Annotated in this window: 16 protein-coding genes; 2 read left to right on the top strand and 14 right to left on the bottom strand. The window is 66.4% G+C overall.

The window, feature by feature from the left end; translation table 11 throughout:
- Positions 1-5 precede the first annotated feature (5 nt).
- From ACD584_RS15790 to aroE, 12 genes are all read right to left on the bottom strand, one after another.
- Entirely contained in the window at positions 6-1,376 is a 1,371-nt protein-coding gene (locus tag ACD584_RS15790) for an ATP-binding protein (protein WP_170873898.1), read from the bottom strand.
- A 68-nt stretch (positions 1,377-1,444) separates the two neighbouring features.
- On the bottom strand, positions 1,445-2,128 hold the full coding sequence (locus tag ACD584_RS15785; RefSeq protein WP_002808458.1) for a response regulator transcription factor: 684 nt from the start codon (positions 2,126-2,128) through the stop codon (positions 1,445-1,447).
- 72 nt (positions 2,129-2,200) lie between these two features.
- Complete coding sequence (locus tag ACD584_RS15780) at positions 2,201-2,521, bottom strand: hypothetical protein (protein ID WP_223648076.1); 321 nt, start codon at positions 2,519-2,521, stop codon at positions 2,201-2,203.
- A gap of 371 nt (positions 2,522-2,892) precedes the next feature.
- Positions 2,893-3,900 (bottom strand): tRNA dihydrouridine(20/20a) synthase DusA, encoded by a 1,008-nt coding sequence (gene dusA, locus ACD584_RS15775; RefSeq protein WP_076037696.1) that lies wholly within the window; start codon positions 3,898-3,900, stop codon positions 2,893-2,895.
- A 436-nt stretch (positions 3,901-4,336) separates the two neighbouring features.
- The gene (locus tag ACD584_RS15770; protein ID WP_175611473.1) at positions 4,337-4,558 is read right to left on the bottom strand and encodes a hypothetical protein; all 222 of its coding nucleotides are present in this window, start codon (positions 4,556-4,558) and stop codon (positions 4,337-4,339) included.
- A gap of 149 nt (positions 4,559-4,707) precedes the next feature.
- Entirely contained in the window at positions 4,708-4,875 is a 168-nt protein-coding gene (locus tag ACD584_RS15765) for a hypothetical protein (protein WP_154727161.1), read from the bottom strand.
- A gap of 165 nt (positions 4,876-5,040) precedes the next feature.
- Positions 5,041-5,616: an ankyrin repeat domain-containing protein gene (locus ACD584_RS15760; protein ID WP_011039020.1), complete on the bottom strand. Its 576-nt coding sequence runs from the start codon at positions 5,614-5,616 to the stop codon at positions 5,041-5,043.
- A 60-nt stretch (positions 5,617-5,676) separates the two neighbouring features.
- Complete coding sequence (gene katB, locus ACD584_RS15755; protein ID WP_014506212.1) at positions 5,677-7,182, bottom strand: catalase KatB; 1,506 nt, start codon at positions 7,180-7,182, stop codon at positions 5,677-5,679.
- Between the two features lie 656 nt (positions 7,183-7,838).
- Positions 7,839-9,974, bottom strand: coding sequence for an ATP-dependent DNA helicase DinG (gene dinG, locus ACD584_RS15750; RefSeq protein ID WP_040942022.1), 2,136 nt, complete (start codon positions 9,972-9,974; stop codon positions 7,839-7,841).
- A 201-nt stretch (positions 9,975-10,175) separates the two neighbouring features.
- Positions 10,176-10,403, bottom strand: coding sequence for a hypothetical protein (locus ACD584_RS15745; protein ID WP_070693808.1), 228 nt, complete (start codon positions 10,401-10,403; stop codon positions 10,176-10,178).
- A complete protein-coding gene (locus ACD584_RS15740) occupies positions 10,400-10,753 on the bottom strand; it encodes a hypothetical protein (RefSeq protein WP_070693810.1) in 354 nt (117 codons plus the stop codon). The genes ACD584_RS15745 and ACD584_RS15740 overlap by 4 nt, the downstream gene beginning before the upstream one ends.
- 10 nt (positions 10,754-10,763) lie before the next feature.
- On the bottom strand, positions 10,764-11,615 hold the full coding sequence (aroE, locus tag ACD584_RS15735; RefSeq protein WP_076035803.1) for a shikimate dehydrogenase: 852 nt from the start codon (positions 11,613-11,615) through the stop codon (positions 10,764-10,766).
- 52 nt (positions 11,616-11,667) lie between these two features.
- Between aroE and ACD584_RS15730 the strand changes: the two genes are divergently transcribed.
- Complete coding sequence (locus ACD584_RS15730; RefSeq protein ID WP_076035802.1) at positions 11,668-12,549, top strand: PD40 domain-containing protein; 882 nt, start codon at positions 11,668-11,670, stop codon at positions 12,547-12,549.
- Positions 12,550-12,852: 303 nt separating this feature from the next.
- Here the strand turns inward: ACD584_RS15730 and ACD584_RS15725 are convergent, their stop codons facing one another.
- Together ACD584_RS15725 and hemB are read right to left on the bottom strand one after the other, a co-directional pair.
- Positions 12,853-15,372, bottom strand: coding sequence for a sulfite reductase flavoprotein subunit alpha (locus ACD584_RS15725; RefSeq protein WP_076035801.1), 2,520 nt, complete (start codon positions 15,370-15,372; stop codon positions 12,853-12,855).
- 151 nt (positions 15,373-15,523) lie between these two features.
- Positions 15,524-16,513, bottom strand: a complete 990-nt coding sequence (hemB, locus tag ACD584_RS15720; RefSeq protein WP_076035800.1) for a porphobilinogen synthase — start codon at positions 16,511-16,513, stop codon at positions 15,524-15,526.
- 132 nt (positions 16,514-16,645) lie between these two features.
- Here hemB and ACD584_RS15715 point away from each other — a divergent pair.
- The coding region (locus tag ACD584_RS15715) for a hypothetical protein (protein WP_372357309.1) at positions 16,646-16,854 on the top strand (209 nt) is incomplete at its 3' end.

The raw sequence follows: 16,854 nt of genomic DNA, 5'->3' as shown, positions 1-16,854 counted from the left end.
GTCAGTTACAAGCCTGGCGGCAGGGTGACTTCGAAGCGTGCGCCGCCCAACTCCTGCGAGCGCAGCACCTGCAGCTCGCCGCGGTAGGCCTTGATCAGGTCCTGCACGATCGACATGCCGATGCCATGGCCCTGCACACGCTCATCGCCACGCACACCGCGCTGCAGGATCTTGGCCACATCTTCCGGCGCAATGCCGGGGCCATCGTCTTCCACCGACAGAATCATGCCGGCGCGGCGGCTGCCCGTGGTCGGGCCCGGCTGCGCGGTCAGCAGCACGCGGCTGCGCGCCCACTTGAAGCCGTTCTCCAACAGGTTGCCCAACAGCTCCTGCAAGTCACCCGGCTCGCCGTGGAAACGCGCATCGGGCGAAATATCGAATTCGCACAACACGCCCTTGGCCGCGTAGACCTTTTCCAGGCCACGCACGATTTCCTCGGCGGTCGGCTCGATCGGCAATGGCGCGGCAAACAGCTTGTGGCCGCTGGAAGCCGCGCGAGCGAGCTGGTAGGACACCAGATCATTCATGCGGCGCAACTGCACATCCATTTCCTCATGCAGATCGCGCTCGGACTGGCCGCTATCGAGCTGGGTGCGCAACACCGCGATCGGCGTCTTGAGGCTATGCGCCAGATCGGCCAGCGTGTTGCGCTGGCGATCCAGGTTGTCGCGCTCACTTTCGATGAAGGCGTTGATGCTTTCGGTCAGCGGTTCGAGCTCGCGCGGATGCTGTTCGCTCATGCGTTGGATCTCGCCGCGCTGCACCTTGGTCAGCTCGTTGATCACTCGCCGCAGCGGGCGCAGGCTCCACTGCAGGATGAAGGCCTGCAGCACCAACAGCACCACACCGGCACTGCCCAGGTAGAACCACACCGCGCCGCGGAACACGCGCAACTGCGCGCCCATCGAGCGCGCATCTTCCATCACATAAATGGTGTACGGGATCTCGCCGCCGTTCTCGCGCTCGACATAGCTCACGCCTAGGCCGTAGCGATAGACCTGCCCAGGGCTGCCGTCGATCTGGGTCATTTCCAGCGGGCCGATGAATTCTTCCTGCCGCGGCTCCAGCATGCGCCCATGCGGAATGCTCGGCCCTTCGGCCGATACGGACGTATAGCTTTCGTCAGGTCGCACCACTTCCACATACAGGCCGCCGCCCGGCACGTCGAAGCGCGGGTCCGGCGGCTGGCCGCCGAGGTACAGCGAGCCATCGCGGACGAAGTCGATGTTGTAGGTGTAGGCGTTGGCGTAGTTCTTCAGCCGCTCACGCAGATTCTTCTCTGCGGTGTCGGCGAACGCCACGTCGAGGGCGTAGCCAGCCAAGGCCAGAAAGGCCACCAGACTGAGGCTGGCGGCCAACAGCTGGCGGGCCTGCAACGAGCGCGGCCGCCAGCGCCGATACCACTTGGAACGTCCCGACACTGGCCGATCGCCGCTGCGCTGACTCAGCCTTCGGTACGCGGGATGGCGAAGCGGTAGCCGCGACCACGCACGGTCTCGATCGGCTTCAACTCACCATCCGGGTCAAGCTTCTTGCGCAGGCGACCGATGAACACTTCCAGCACGTTGGAGTCGCGGTCGAAATCCTGCTGGTAGATATGCTCGGTGAGGTCGGCCTTGGAGACCAGTTCGCCGGCATGCATCATCAGGTATTCCAGCACCTTGTACTCGTAGCTGGTCAGATCCACGTTGGCGCCGTTGACGCTCACCGTCTGCGCAGCAAGATCCAGGGCCACCGGGCCGCATTCCAGCGTCGGCTTGCTCCAGCCGGCCGCACGACGCAGCAGCGCATTGACGCGCGCCAGCAACTCTTCGACGTGGAACGGCTTGACCAGGTAATCGTCGGCACCCTGCTTGAGGCCTTCGACCTTGTCCTGCCAGCTCGAGCGCGCAGTCAGGATCAGCACGGGGAATTTCTTGCCCTCGTCGCGCAGCGCCTTGATCAGTTCCATGCCCGACATCTTGGGCAGGCCCAGGTCGATAATGCCGACATCGAACGGCACTTCACGGCCCATGTAGAGACCTTCTTCGCCGTCCTGGGCAGCGTCAACAGCAAAGCCTTCGCGCTTCAGGCGCGCGGCAAGGGTCTCGCGCAGCGGAGCTTCGTCTTCGACCAAAAGGATACGCATGCACTCTCCCTACTTACGTTGTGTGGCCACAGGCCAGGGGATTTATGTCACTGAACGCAGAAGTATCTGCGCTTACTGGTGATCGGCGCGTGGTGGTGGCGGCGCGTCGGACGGAGATGGTGCCGGGCTGCGTGCATTGGCCGGCGGTGGACCGCCTTGCCCGCCTTCGGGGTGGTAGACGATATGCACGCGGCCGCGTTCGTCCATGTACTTGACGCGCGTCAGCCGGCTATCGCCAAACGGAACACTCTCCGCACCAAGGATCTGTCCACCGGTAGACCGCTGCACGCGGCGAATGGTGTCCGAAAAAGAACGGCTGTCGCGCGGGCCAACGCCCTCGCGACCGGCCTGCGCCATCGGATATCCCTGCCCCCACGCGGACGGCGCGACCACAGCAACCCAGAGGGCCACCAGGGCGAGACGACGGGACGTGTGGAAGGGCTGGGTCACGGATGAATCCTAGCGGGTTGTTCAGAAACATTCAAAATTCGTGAAACCGGCACCGTGTCACACCAATGCCAGCCGCAGAAATCGAGCCAAATTCTTGATTTTTCGGGGTGAATCCGATCTGAACTTTTTAGCTCGGTGTTAACGCCATTCAGTGAAATGAACATCTAGACGGCAATTCCGGGAAAGGACTGGAGTGGATAGCTGGCGCAATCGCGATGGCGCATGCCGCTGGCATGCCTCAACCGTACAGCAGCTGCCCATGCCCGAAGATTGCAAAAACCGGGCCGAACTTTCGTCTTGGAGGTACCGACTGTTCAGGCAGCAATACGCCGCGCCTGATCGTCGGTGCGCTGTAACGCCTGTTCCACCAGCTCCCAACCCGCGCCGGGGCGATGGGCGCCCTCGCTCAGCACCTGGCGGAACACCCGGCCGCCGGGCTGCCCGTGGAACAAGCCGAGGATGTGCCGGGTCATGTGCTTCAGGGCCAGCCCCTGATCCAGTTGCGCCTGCACGTAGGGCTGGTAGGCCTGCAGCAGGTCTGCGCGCGCGCGCTCGGGGCGCCCGGACAAGGCCGCCTCCAGCTGATGCAGCACGTACGGGTCGTGATAGGCGGCCCGGCCCAGCATCACTCCGTCGGTGTGCTGCAGATGTGCCAGGGAGTCCTCGACGCTGGCGATGCCGCCATTGAGCACCACCGGCAAGGCCGGACGCTCCTGCTTGAGGCGGTAGGCCCAGTCGTACCGTAACGGCGGGACTTCGCGGTTCTCTTTCGGCGACAGGCCCTTGAGCCAGGCGTTGCGCGCGTGCACCACCACCATGGCGGCGCCAGCGCCGACCACCTGGTCGATGAAGCCGGCAAACACGGCGTAGTCGTCATCGTCGTCCACACCCAGGCGGCACTTGACCGTAACCGGCAGGGCGGTGGCCGCGCACATGGCCGCGACGCAATCCGCCACCAGCGCCGGCTCGCGCATCAGGCAGGCGCCAAAGCGCCCGGCCTGCACCCGATCGGACGGGCAGCCGCAATTGAGATTGATCTCGTCATAACCCCACGCCTGGGCGATCTGCGCCGCCTGGGCGAGCAACGCAGGATCGCTCCCGCCCAGTTGCAGGGCCAGCGGGTGCTCGACCGCATCGAAGCCGATCAGGCGCTGGCGATCGCCATGGATCACCGCATTGGCGTGCACCATTTCCGTGTACAGCCGCGCCGACGGCGCCAGCAGCCGGTGGAAGACCCGGCAATGACGGTCGGTCCAGTCCATCATCGGGGCGACGGACAGGCGCAGGGAATCGGCGTACGCAGCGGGAGGGGGCAGAGTCATCGACGATGGGCCGCGCAACCGGCGGCCTGGAATGCGGAGCAGGATCAACAGCTTACACGGCAGGCGCTGAATCTGCGGCAGCGCGGCGTGCATGCTGGCGCCCCTTGCTGTCGGGCCCTGCTCGAGAATCAGCTGTTCGCTGCGCTATGTGATCGACCCTACCTGCTGGCCGAGTTCGAACAGTACGCGCGCTTGTGGATCCCGCTGGTGACGCGCTGTGGCGGCCAGCATCATGGCGACTTGCTGCCGTCCGAAGGGCGAACAACAGCGTCGCTTGCCGCGTACGAGCGCTATCGGAGCGCTTCACTAGAGGACGCCGAGTGCCTGGCGGCGTTTGCGTATGCCGAGCACACGCGGTGCATCATCAGTGACGAGCGGAGCTTCTTTCGTCCGCTACCGGGGTGAGCGCTGCGGCGCTCCCCCATCACCATCCGCCTCAGCTGCGGATGCTGGCGCGTTCTTCAATACTGAGCGGCTTGCCGAGTGCGTGGTACGAGGCGACCAGCGTGATCAGGGCGGTGCCCATCACGGTGTAGAAGCTCCACGACTTGGCCAGCAGATGCACCTGACCGAACACCAGGGCCACGACAGCTGTCGCGGTGCACAGCACCATGGACAGCAGGGACATCAGAAACGGGATGGAGGGATCGAGCTTCATGGTCCGGGGGTTCCAGGGTGCGATAGCTCCAGCATCGGCGTTCGCCGACCTTTCTTGAAGGATTTTTTGAGGTTTTTATCGCCGCTTTTTTCGCAAGTCAGCGAGCGCTCAGATAAATGTCAAACCCTTGGCGTGCAAGGGTTTGCGCGTCAGAAATTCCCTGACAGCAGCGCAGAAAAACGACCACGCGTGTCGGCATTCCAACGCACGTGCGGCGGAAAACCGACGGTGTTGCTGGTGAGATTTGGTCGGCGGAAATCGGGGTGGTCGACGGGCTGCGCGCCACCGTGGATGTCTATGCCGGAGCGCCAGATCATTGCAACGGTGCAAAGAGGAGCCAGCAGCAGGGACCCTCATCCCTGGCTGTCGCCTGGCGTGTTGCGGGGGCGGGACGACATCACCAACCCCCGATGCCGCCTGCGGAATCGTTCGGCACGCACACGAACGATTGCCCTCTCGCACGCTGAGGCGCTGCTGCGCCTTCAGCGTGCCGGCGCGGTGGCGAATTCGCCGCGTTGCAGCTTGGTCACTTCATTGCCCTGCGCATCCTTGATGCTCAGGTCCGCTCCCTTGGCGGCGAGATCCTTCAGCACGTCAGTGCGCTGGAACAGCGCGGCGTACATCGCCGCGGTCTGGCCGGCATTGTTGCGCTGGTCCGGCGCGCAGTCGGCCTGCATCAGCCGCTTGGCGATGGCCAGCTCGCCCTTGAAGATCGCGCCCATCAGCGCGGTATTGCCACGCTTGTCCTGCGCGCACGGGTCCGCACCGGCCTGCAGCAACTGTTCCACTGCCGGGGCCTGGCCGTGATACGCGGCCAGGATCAACGCGGTGTAACCCTTTTCGTCGCGCGTATTGAGGTCGTAATGCGAGCGGATGAATTCGCCCAGCATGTCCTGACGCCCCTCACGCGCGGCGTCGAAGAAGTAGGTCTGCAGCTGTGTCTTGATCTGTGCAGGCGTTGCCGCCGCGGTCGGCGCCTTGGCCGCGACCGGTGCCGGCGAGGCAGCGTTGGCGGTTACGGCCAACGCCGACCACGCTAAAAACAACAGAGTGCGCATCTCGCTCTCCCGAAACGAAGGACGGCACCGCGGCATGGCGCCGCGATACCGTCGGGTGGATCAGTCCTGCAGGGTCGACGCGAGCTGCTTCACGCGCGCCAGATCGCCCTTGGCCACGCGGGTGACACCGGCGCCGTACTCGGGGTCGGCCTTGTACAGGAACGACAGCACCAGGTGCTTGCTCTCGGTGTCGGTGGTGGCCAGCGACTCGCCAAAACTCTGCACCAGATCGGCACGATCCTTCTTGCTGTAGGACCGATACAACTCACCGGCCTGCTTGAAGTTCTGCTCGCGGGTGATCTTGGCCTGCTGGGTGGTGCCCGACAACGGCAGCTCGCTGTAACGGGCGGCGGTGTCCTGCGGACGCGGTTCAAGACGGCTCGGCTCGTAGTTCACGCCGCTGGTGGTGTGCCCGGTGTTGGCTTCGCCGTCCTGGTTGCCATTGTTGACGGCCACACGCGGACGGTTGACCGGCAGGCTCAGGCCATTGGTACCGATGCGGTACAGCTGCGTGTCGGCGTACGAAAAGATACGGCCCTGCAGCAGGCGGTCTTCCGACGGTTCGATACCCGGCACCAGATTGGCCGGCGCCATCGCGACCTGTTCGGTCTCCTGGAAGAAGTTGTCGACGTTCTTGTTCAACACCATCTGGCCAACCTTCTGCTCCGGCACATCCGGCCAGATCTTGGTGGCATCGAGCGGGTCGAAGTCAAACTTGGCCAGGTCGTCCGGCTTGAGCACCTGCACGTACAGGTCCCACTTCGGGTAGTCGCCCTTCTTGATCGCACCGACCAGATCGTTGGTCAGATGGCTGTAGTCCTTGGCTTGCACCGCGGCGACCTGCTTGGGGTCGAGATTCTTGATGCCCTGCAGCGTCTTCCAGTGGAACTTGACGTAATGCACTTCGCCCTGCGCGTTGACCAGCTTGTAGGCGTGCACGCCGTTGCCATCCATGAAGCGATAGCCGGCCGGGGTGCCTTCATTGGAATACAGCAGGGTCAGCGTGCGGGTGGATTCGGGCACGTGCGAGAAGAAATCGAAACGACGCGAATCATCGTCCAGGTTGGTGCGCGGATCCGGCTTGAACGCGTGGACCATGTCGGGGAACTTGATCGCATCGCGAATGAAGAAGGTGGGGAAGTTGTTGCCGACCAGATCCCAGTTGCCTTCGCTGGTGTAGAACTTGGTGGCGAAGCCGTGGGGGTCGCGCAGCGTTTCCGGCGAATGGTTGCCGTGCACCACCGAGGAGAACCGCACGAACACCGGGGTCTTTTCGCCGGCGCTGAACACCTTGGCCTTGGTCAGGTTGGACAGATCGGCAGTGGCGGTGAACTCGCCTTTGACGCCGGTGCCGCGCGCATGCACCACGCGCTCGGGAATGCGCTCGCGATCGAAGCGCTGCAGCTTCTGGATCAGTTGCACGTCCTGCAGCAACGTCGGGCCGGTGGCACCGGCGGTCTGCGAATTCTGGTTGTCGCCAACCTTGGCGCCATTGTCGCGGGTCAGGACGGATTGGGCGAAGACCGGCGGGGCGATCAGCGTGGGGGCTAGCAGGGCTAGCACCATGAGGGATCCAGGGCGCATGGCGTCAGCTCAAGTTGAAGGTGCTGAATCATGGCTAGCCAGCTGATGCGTGAGAAGTCGTTAGTTCTGATCGCTGCGATAGGGGAACATGATGATGACTGCGTAGCGTGATATGCATCGCCAAATGCATCGGCAGCGTGTTGCAGATCGTCGCTGCATGCTTCGTCTTTGCGTTGAGCATCTCGCGGCGATGGTCAGCGGCTGCCGTGCGTTGCGTGCGCTGCGCGCTATAAATGCTGCGCTGCACGCATGCGTGCCTGGTCAAGACGGTGACTTACTTGGCAGGCCTGATCAAGGCAGCGATCCGCGGATGTGCATGCGAATGGCAATGCAGGCACGCATTTCTCAACCGCGCGACAGCGACATGCCGTGTGCTTGCAAGACGCACGCTCCAGCGTGCTGCTCGTCTACTGCATGGAGCAGGCTGTCTCTCCTGCATCACCTCAAGACACGCCTGCCAGCTGCCACTGATGCCGCAATGATCACCATGGCTGCACGCGAGACTAGCTCACGCCCACCTCGCCAAGCAGCAGTATGGGTGCGTGGATCTGCACCGTGCCTGGCATCGCGCATCCATCCGCTGCACCGCGCGCTGCGCGCATCCGTCAAGCGCGCAGGCCGATGCACGCACACCGGGCTCACCGCCCGATCACCCGCTTGAACGGCGGCAGCGCATCGAGGATGCGTTTGCCATAGCGGCGCGTGAGCAGGCGCGAATCGAGGATGATGACGCGGCCGTGGTCGTTGGAACTGCGGATCAGGCGGCCGGCAAACTGGGTGAGCGTGCGCAGTGCGTGCGGGATGGCGATCAGGTTGAACGCGTTGTGGCCGCGGCTTTCCAGCCACTCGCTCAAGGTGGAGGTCTGCGGGTCGGTGGGCACGGCGAAAGGCACCTGGGTGATCACCACCGTGGTGCAGGCTTCGCCGGGCAGATCCAGACCTTCGCCGAAGGAGTTCAAGCCGAACAGCACCGAGCCCTCGCCTGCCGCGATCCGGCGCAGATGCTCGGTGATCAGTTGCGACTTGTTGCCTTCGCCCTGCACCAGCACGCGGTTGCGCTGGGCCAGCGGCAGCAGGTCGGCGACCTTTTCCATCTTCCAGCGCGAGGTGAACAGCACGATGCTGCCCTTGGCGGCCCAGTCCAGTTCGCGCACCAGATACTTGGCGACTTCCTTGGGATGGCCTTCGCGATCGTCGGGGGTGACCGGGAAATTGGGCACGATCAACTCGGCCTGGTTGGGCAGATCGAACGGCGAGGCCAGCGAGGCCATTTCGGCATGGTCGGGCAAACCGTTGTCGATGGCGAAGGATTGGAAATCGCCGCCGCCGGTCAGCGTGGCCGAGGTCATCACCACCGAATCGACTTCGTTCCACAGCAGGGTGCGCAGCACCTGGGCGGCGGAGACCGGCGAGCAGTGGCAGATCAGATCACCATCGCGCGAGAGCGTGATCCAGCGCGCCATCGGCGGCTGGCCGTCCTTGTCTTCGCGGCGCCAACCGCTCCACAGATTGTGCTGCTGCTCGGCCATTTCCAGCGCCATGCCCAGGCTGCGCTGCAGGCGCTCGCGCGCGGCATCGTCCTGCTTGCCCTTGGCCACGGTGCCGTGTGCGGCGTGCACCCAGTTGAACAGCGCGCGGGTTTCCTCGCCCAGTTCTTCGATCGCCGGGCCCCATTGCGGCGGCAGCTTGCCGTTGGGCGCACGCCACAACGGATCGCGCTCGCCGGGTTCGGGCTTCCAGACGCGTTCGACTTCGGTATGGAACGCCTTGAGCAACTTGGACACGCGCGCGGCCACCTCGATGGCTTCGCTGGGCAGCAGGTTGCCGATCTTGTCCTTGTCCACCGCGCGGTACGCGGCGGCGATCAGGATCTGCATGCGGCCGGTGCGCTTGGCCATGTCGTCCAGCGGCAGGTTGGCCGCGCCCTGGTCAATCGCCACGCCGGCAATGTGATGGCCTTCGTCGAGCACCAGCAACATGTCCGACGGCGGCGCAATCAGCGGCTGGCCGTTCTCGGCATCGCCCAGCGACAGCGACGACAGCAACAAGGCGTGATTGGTGACCACAATCTGCGCCTCGCGCACATCGGTGCGCGCCTTGAGCACCGGGCACTGCGCCGCATAGCTGCAGCGACGTCCGGCGCAGCCGGAGGCCGGCGTGGTGACGCGCATGCGCAGCGGCACCGACACCGGCTCCGGGGCGTCGTCCAGGTCACCGTTCCAGGTACGTGCGGCGTAGGCCTTGGCCAGCCGCTTGGCCAGGTCGGCATCGGCCGGGCTGAGCGGGCGGTCGTACAGCACCTGCTCGTCCTCGAACATGCCGTTCTGGCTGGTTTCGCCTTCCAGCTCGGCGGCGTTGCGCGTGCACAGGTACCGGGTGCGGCCCTTGGCCAGCGCGACGGTCGCCTCCAGGCCGGTGGCCTTGAGGAAGGCGGGGATGTCGCGTTCCACCAGCTGCGATTGCAGTGCGACCGTGCCGGTGCTGATCACCAGCTTCTTCTTGGTGGCCAGCGCGATCGGCACGCCGGCGGTCAAGTAGCCCAGGCTCTTGCCCACGCCGGTCGGCGCCTCGGCCACGCCGATGCCGCCGGAGGTGGCCAGCGCGCGCGACACCAGGCCGATCATCTGGCTCTGCGCGCGGCGGGTGGCGAAGCCGGGTGTATTGGCCTGCAGCTTGGCGTAGGCCTCGCGGATGCCGGCCTTGACCGGCTCGGTCAGGGTGCGCTGGGTAGGAACGGGCGCCGACGGGGCGGCCGGTGTGGCAATGTCACTCATCGCCCTATTTTCGCACGGACCGACGCAGCGCCTGCGACCGCGCCGCGCGCCGGCTGAACCGCTGGGCAAAGTGCAAGGGTGGCGCGCTCAGGCACGCGCTGCGGCGGGCCTGAGCACCATGCGCCACCGGGCCCGCGTGCCGCCAGTTCGGGCGCGATCACCTCCTGTGACTGTCGCTCGCCTGACTGCCGCTCGCCCGTTTCAGACGTGGCGCGGCCAGGCGTAGCGGGCCCAGACCAGGCCGATCACCAGCATCGCCAGGCCCATCACCAGCATACCCACGCCCACGCCGTTTGGCCCGAAGCGTTCGTACAGCAGGCCGCCGCGGTTGACCGTGGCCAGCCGCTCCGGGTGCAGCAGCGTCCAACCGCCCTGCCCGGCACAGACCAGCCCGACCAGGGTCAACGCGATCGCCTTGAGCGGAATCACTGCAACGCTTCCGGCGTAGGCCGCGCCCGTTGCAGGCTACTGGCCAGGGTCCAGACCAGCACGCCCAGCGCCACGCCCTGCACGCTGACCAGCACCAGCCGCGACACGCTCATCACCATCGAGATGCGCGCCACACTGCCCTGCTGCATCAACCACAACGCCACCGCCTGAATCGTGACTTCGGCCACCGAGCAGGCCAGCAGCAACCACAGCGCCGCCAGCGCGGCCCGGCGTGCCGCCACCGGCGGCGTGCGCCAGACCAGCGCCAGGCCCAGCACCAGGGCAATCAGCACCGGCACCCGCGACAGCAGGCTGGTGACGATGGACAACAGCAGATCGGTGGTGATCATCGCAACGCGCTCAGTCGGCGCTGACCAGGACGGCGTCGCGCGCACGCAGCGCGTCGTACACCGGGTCGGTCTGCGGGCGCACGCCGTGCCACAGCGCAAAGCTTTCCGCGGCCTGTTCCACCAGCATGCCCAGGCCGTCGATGGCGTAGCGGCACTGCGCCGCACGTGCCCAGGCCAGGAACGCGATGGCGGTGGCGCCGTAATTCAGGTCAACCGCCGCAGTGAGGCTGTTGACCAGGCCCAGCGGCAGCGCGAACGCACCGGCGTCGCGATCGCGGCCGGCAGCGGTGGCATTGACGATCAGCTCGAAGTCGCCCAGCTCGCGCAGGTCTTCCAGATAGCGCGACACCACGCGCCCGGGTTCGCCCAGCGCATCGCACAGCGCATCGGCGCGCTCGGGCGAGCGGTTCACCACCACCATCTCGGTGATGCCAGCCTCCAGCAGCGCCGGCGCAACGCCGCGTGCGGCACCGCCGGCGCCCAGCAGCAGCACGCGGCGGCCGCGTAGATCCAGGCCGTGCCGCTCGGTGAGGTCACGCACCAGGCCGGCGCCATCGGTGTTGTCGCCCTGCCACTGGCCGTCGTTGCGTACCAGCGTGTTCACCGCACCGGCCACGCGCGCGCGGTCGCTCAGGCTCGCCGACAGCGCGAAGGCGGCTTCCTTCAGCGGCAGGGTCACGTTGGCACCCTTGCCACCATCGGCCGCGAAGCGCTCCAGCGCAGCGGTGAATTCCTCCGGCGCGGCGTCGATGGCGGTGTAGTCCAGCGCGATGCCGGTCTGCTTCCCGAAGTCGGCATGGATGGCCGGCGACAGCGAATGGGCGACGGGGTGTCCGAACACGGCATAACGGGATACGGGCATGAAACGCTCTCTGGGTTGACTAGACTGGGCGCGACTCAGGCAGGAACACCCCATGCAACTTCGAGTGACGCTGCTCGCGCTGGCGGCAAGTTTACTCTTCGTCCCGTCTGCTTCGGGACTTGCCGAATTCGGCATCGAGGGCATGGGCGTGGTCTCCACGCCCGCCAACGAGGCACGCGCCACGCTCAGCCCCGACGGCCAGCGCATCGTCTGGGCCAGCGATCGGGCGGGCGGCGCGGGTGGCTGGGACCTGTGGCAGGCGCAGCTGGTCGGCGGACGCTGGCAGCAGGCCACGCCGCTGCCGTTGAACACGGCGCAGGACGAGACCACGCCGGTGTTCAGTGCCGACGGGCGCTGGTTGCTGTTCGCCTCCACGCGCGCCGGTGGCGTCGGTGGGAGCGATCTGTATCGCGTGCCGGCGGACGCACAAGGGCAACTGGGTGCGGTGCAATCGCTGGGCGCGGCGATCAACAGCCGCGGCAACGAGACCGCACCGACACTGTCGCTGGACGGCACCGCCCTGCTGTTCGCCAGCGACGGCCATGGCGGTGCCGGCGGCCTGGACCTGTTCGTCGCCCATTGGGATGGAGCGGCTTTCATCGCCTCGATAGCGCTGGGCGAGGTCAACAGCGCCGCGGACGAACGCGACGCGGCCTGGCTGGGCGATGGCCGCGCACTGGTATGGGCGCGCTGCACGTCCGCAGGCCCGAGTCAGCTGTTGCTGGCTGCCTGCAAGGGCGGCCACTACGGCCAGGGCCAGCCGCTGCCGCTGTCGTTCAACGGCCCGCAGGAACGCACCTTTGGCGCAGTGGTGGACGCAGCAAAGCCCGGCGAACTGCTGGTGACCGGCAGCGCCCGCGCGCCGCGCGCCGGCCAGCTGGATATCTACCGGATGAAGGCACCGGTGGTGGATGGCGAGATGGGGTGTCGGTGAGTTGGTCGAGTGTGGTCGAGCGCTGCGTCAGGTGATGCTGCGTTGACCGTGTTGGGGAGGCGCGTGTCGCAGGCGTTGGCTGGTTGTGCACGCTGCGTGGGATGCGGTCCTCTCAATACACGTGGGAATAGCGGTGTTGGCTTTCCGGATGTCGATGTCGATGTCATCGCCACGCTGCCAGCGCAGATGAGGTTTGCCTGAAGCACGTTCGATCCATCGACGCTGCTTCTTAGTACCTGCAACGCCAATGCGCTGGTCGTCCTGGGTGGCCGCGCAGTTCTGCGCCTGCAACACGGACTGCACTCAATACACGTCGCGTCGATACCGGCCGGCGGCGGTGAGCAACTCCAGCCGCGTCTCGCCCAGGATCTCGCGCAGGGCCGCATCCACCTCACGCGCCATGCTGTCCAGGCTGCCGCACACATAAATGACGGCGCCGCGGTCGATCCAGTGCCGCAGCGTCTCGCCGCGCTCGCGCAGGCGGTGCTGCACATAGCGCTTGTCGGCCTGGTCGCGCGAGAACACCCAATCCAGTTCCTGCAGATGTCCGGCGGCCTGCCAGGCCTGCAATTCATCGCCGAACAAGCGGTCGTGCGCGCGATGGCGTTCGCCGAACAGCAGCCAGTGGCCGTGCACGCCCGCCAGCTCGGCGTCGCGCAACAACGCGCGTAATCCGGCAATGCCGGTGCCATTGCCGATCAGCACCAGCGGCGCACCGTCCACACGGTGGAAGCCGGGATTCGTGCGCAGGCGTGCGCGCACCGGTGCGCCCAGCGGCGCATGGCAGACCAGCCAGCCAGAGCCCAGGCCCGGGCTGCCATCGGCGCGCGTGGTCAGCCGCACCACCACCTGCGCGCTGCCATCGGCGGGCACGCTGGCGATGGAATAGTCACGCGTCGGCAGCCACGCGCAGCCATCGAGCCAGGCCTGCGCCACCGTGCCGGGCACCGGCGGCTGCGCAGGCGGCTCGGGCAGCACGCGTTCGGCGGCGGCCTGGTGCAGCGGCAGCAATTGCGCGTCCACATGCACCAGCGCATCGGCCGCCAAGCCCCAAGCTTGCAGGCAGGCGGGCACGGCGGCGTCGGCATGCGCAGGTTGCACTTCCAGGATGTCGCCGGCCAACCACTGCGCCTCTGCCGGCGGTTGCAGGTCCACCTGCCAGATCGGTGCGCCCACGCTGCCTGGATTGAGCTGGGTCCGCGACCGCACCGGCCAGTCCATCAGCGCCGGGCGTGCCAGCGGCACGGCCGCCACCGGCGCGCCGCTGACCTGCGCCAGCTGCGCGTGCCATTGCGCCAGGGCCTGCGGATCGGTCTGGTCCATTTCCACCGCCGGGAACAGCGCACGTGCGCCCTGCGCCTCCAGCCACTGTTCGATACGCCGCGAAAACCCGCAAAACCGCGCGTACTGCCGGTCGCCCAATGCCAGCACTGCGTAGGCCAGCTGTGGCAATGCCAGTGTCTGCCGCAGCATCTCGCGCTCGAATCCGCGCGCCGCATCCGGCGGCTCGCCGTCACCGAAGGTGCTGATGACAAACAGCGCATGCCGCGACTGCTGTAGTTGCGCCGCATCCAGTTGTGCCAGCGAGCGCACCTGCACCGGTACCCCGGCCGATTGCAGATGGCCGGCCGCCTGCCAGGCCAGCCGCTCGGCAAATCCGCTTTGACTGGCAAACCCGATCAGCCACGGCGCGGCCTGCGAGGCGGGCGGCGCGCTCTGCAGCACCTCGCGCGCTGCGCGCAGCTCGCGCTTCTTGCGCCGGCGATCCAGATACAGCATCCAGCCGGTCACGAAGAACACCGACATGCCCGCACTGGCCAGCAGCACCACGATGCGCCCAGGCAGGCCGAAGAAACTGCCCGAATGCAGCGGGAACATGCTCACCAACAGTTGCTGGCCAAGCGGCAGCCGGGCGTAGTCCTGGCGCCGCAACAGCACGCCGCTGTGCGCATCCAGTTCCAGGTTGTCATAGGCGCGATCATGTGCGGGCGCGTCCGGCAGAAAACGCACGCTCAACGGCTGGCCGGCGCGGGTGGGAATGCGCAGATCCATCGCCGCGCTGCGGGTTCCCGCGATCCCGTCGAGGGTGCGCTGCACACGAGCGAAATCCACCGGGGGCGGCCGGTGCCCGCGTCCATCGCCGCGCATCGCCGGCTCATTACCCAGCAGCGCCACCATGCCGTCGCGGTACCAGGTGTAAGACCAGGTCAGCCCGGTCAAGGCAATCAGCAGATACACCAGCAGGCACCAGGTGCCGAACACCGCATGCAGGCTCCACAGAAAACTGCGCCCCTGCCGCCGCCATTCCACCGCCCACCAGGTCCGCAGGCTCCACCAGCGACGCGGCCAGCGCAGATACAGGCCCGAGGCGCAGAAGAACAGCAGGATCAGCGTACTGGCGCCGGTAATGGCCTGGCCGCGCTCGCCGGCGGTGAGATGCCGGTGCAGGTCTTCGATAAAGGCGAATGCCCCGCTCAGCCGTGGCGCGCCCACGCGCGCGCCGGTGTAGGGATCGAAATACACACGGCCGCCGGGCTTGCCGGCCAGACGCACCGTGGACGGGCGCCCACCGGTCGGGTCGATCAGCATGCGGGTGATGCCCTGCCCCGGCGCCAGGTCGAGCCGGCGCACCAGCACATCCACGGGCAGTGGCGCCTGCCCGGCGGCATGCCGCTCGGCCAGCTGCGCGATGGCCGGGTTGGCCAGGCGCACGATCTCGTTCTCGAAGGACATCAATGCGCCGGTCAGTCCCATGACGGACAGCACCAGCCCGGCAGTGATGCCCAGCAACCAGTGCAGTTGGAACACAACCGTCTTGAACACGCGCGAGCAGCCTGAAGCAGATGGCTCGCCATTGTAGATGAGAATCGTTATCGCAGTTGCGCAGGCGCAGGAGCTGCGCGCACTGCATTCAATCGCTCACCATATAAAAAAAGGCGCCCGCAGGCGCCTGTTCGTGCACTTAGGGCTGCGCTTAGTCCTCGCGCAGCCAGCGCGCCACCTGCGGCGCGAAGTAGGTCAGCACGCCATCGGCACCGGCGCGCTTGAACGCCATCAGCGCTTCCAGCACGCACTTGCGTTCGTCCAGCCAGCCATTGGCGCTGGCGGCTTTCAGCATCGCGTACTCGCCGCTGACCTGGTAGGCGAAGGTCGGCACGCGGAACTCTTCCTTGACCCGCCGCACCACATCCAGATACGGCATGCCTGGCTTCACCATCACCATGTCCGCGCCCTCTTCCAGGTCCAGCGCGATCTCGCGCATGGCCTCGTCACTGTTGGCCGGGTCCATCTGATAGGTGGTCTTGTCGGCCTTGCCGAGATTGCCGGCGCTGCCCACCGCATCGCGGAACGGGCCGTAGAACGCGGACGCGTACTTGGCCGAATACGCCATGATGCGCACGTTGAGATGGTCGTCGGCATCCAGCGCGCGGCGGATCGCACCGATACGCCCGTCCATCATGTCCGAGGGCGAAATGATGTCCACGCCCGCCTGCGCATGCGACAGCGATTGCTTCACCAACGCCTCGACGGTGATCTCGTTGAGCACATAACCCTTGGCGTCGATCAAACCGTCCTGGCCGTGGGTGGTGTACGGGTCCAGCGCCACGTCGGTCATGATGCCCAGCTCGGGGAAGCGCGCCTTGAGCGCGCGCACTGCACGCTGCGCCAGGCCGCCCGGATTCCAGGCTTCGGCCGCGTCCAGGCTCTTGCCGGCCGGGTCGATCACCGGGAACAGATCGATCACCGGGATGCCCAGTTCCAGCGCGTTTTCCGCCTCGCGCAGCAACTCGTCCAGCGACAGACGTTCGACGCCGGGCATCGAGGCAATCGGCGCGCGCCCTGGCAACTCATGCACGAACACCGGCCAGATCAGATCGTCGGTGGTCAACGTGTTCTCGCGCATCAACCGGCGCGAAAACGCATCGTGGCGCATACGACGGGGACGGTAGTGGGGGTGGGCCATCACGGGCTCCTGAAGTCGAAGAAAAAAGTGGGGCGGGCCATCGGCACGGCACTGTCGTGCGTCGCTCCAGCCTGCCGGCACGGACGCCCCGCGCACGCAACCGCTGGCAATGCGGCGCCTGGCAACTGCGCAGTGACCCCGCCGCCCAACCGCAACAGTCGCCGCGAAAGACGCGAACGTGCTGACAGACAAAGCAGTGCATGGAACGAACGAGCGGAGAGCATCGAAGTCGCCTGCAACACGGTGGCAGGCCAGCGGTGGCAGGCGATGGACAGCGCACAAGTCTACGCCCGCCAGCAGCGGCGGAATGCGCTGCGACGCTGTGTCGCAGCGCTGCAACG

This window comes from Xanthomonas sp. NCPPB 2922 (genome assembly GCF_041520885.1).
Classification (GTDB): domain Bacteria; phylum Pseudomonadota; class Gammaproteobacteria; order Xanthomonadales; family Xanthomonadaceae; genus Xanthomonas; species Xanthomonas campestris.
The sequence above is the reverse complement of the archived record's forward strand: the minus strand, read 5'-3'. Positions and strand labels throughout refer to the sequence as shown.

Excerpts from the sequence above, each read along its gene's own strand:
- ACD584_RS15765 (WP_154727161.1), bottom strand. The coding sequence starts at position 4,875 with ATGATCTGGCGCTCCGGCATAGACATCCACGGTGGCGCGCAGCCCGTC.
- ACD584_RS15730 (WP_076035802.1), top strand. The coding sequence starts at position 11,668 with ATGCAACTTCGAGTGACGCTGCTCGCGCTGGCGGCAAGTTTACTCTTC.
- katB (WP_014506212.1), bottom strand. The coding sequence starts at position 7,182 with ATGGTGCTAGCCCTGCTAGCCCCCACGCTGATCGCCCCGCCGGTCTTC.
- ACD584_RS15770 (WP_175611473.1), bottom strand. The coding sequence starts at position 4,558 with ATGAAGCTCGATCCCTCCATCCCGTTTCTGATGTCCCTGCTGTCCATG.
- dinG (WP_040942022.1), bottom strand. The coding sequence starts at position 9,974 with ATGAGTGACATTGCCACACCGGCCGCCCCGTCGGCGCCCGTTCCTACC.
- ACD584_RS15740 (WP_070693810.1), bottom strand. The coding sequence starts at position 10,753 with ATGATCACCACCGATCTGCTGTTGTCCATCGTCACCAGCCTGCTGTCG.
- hemB (WP_076035800.1), bottom strand. The coding sequence starts at position 16,513 with ATGGCCCACCCCCACTACCGTCCCCGTCGTATGCGCCACGATGCGTTT.
- ACD584_RS15785 (WP_002808458.1), bottom strand. The coding sequence starts at position 2,128 with ATGCGTATCCTTTTGGTCGAAGACGAAGCTCCGCTGCGCGAGACCCTT.
- dusA (WP_076037696.1), bottom strand. The coding sequence starts at position 3,900 with ATGACTCTGCCCCCTCCCGCTGCGTACGCCGATTCCCTGCGCCTGTCC.
- aroE (WP_076035803.1), bottom strand. The coding sequence starts at position 11,615 with ATGCCCGTATCCCGTTATGCCGTGTTCGGACACCCCGTCGCCCATTCG.
- ACD584_RS15760 (WP_011039020.1), bottom strand. The coding sequence starts at position 5,616 with ATGCGCACTCTGTTGTTTTTAGCGTGGTCGGCGTTGGCCGTAACCGCC.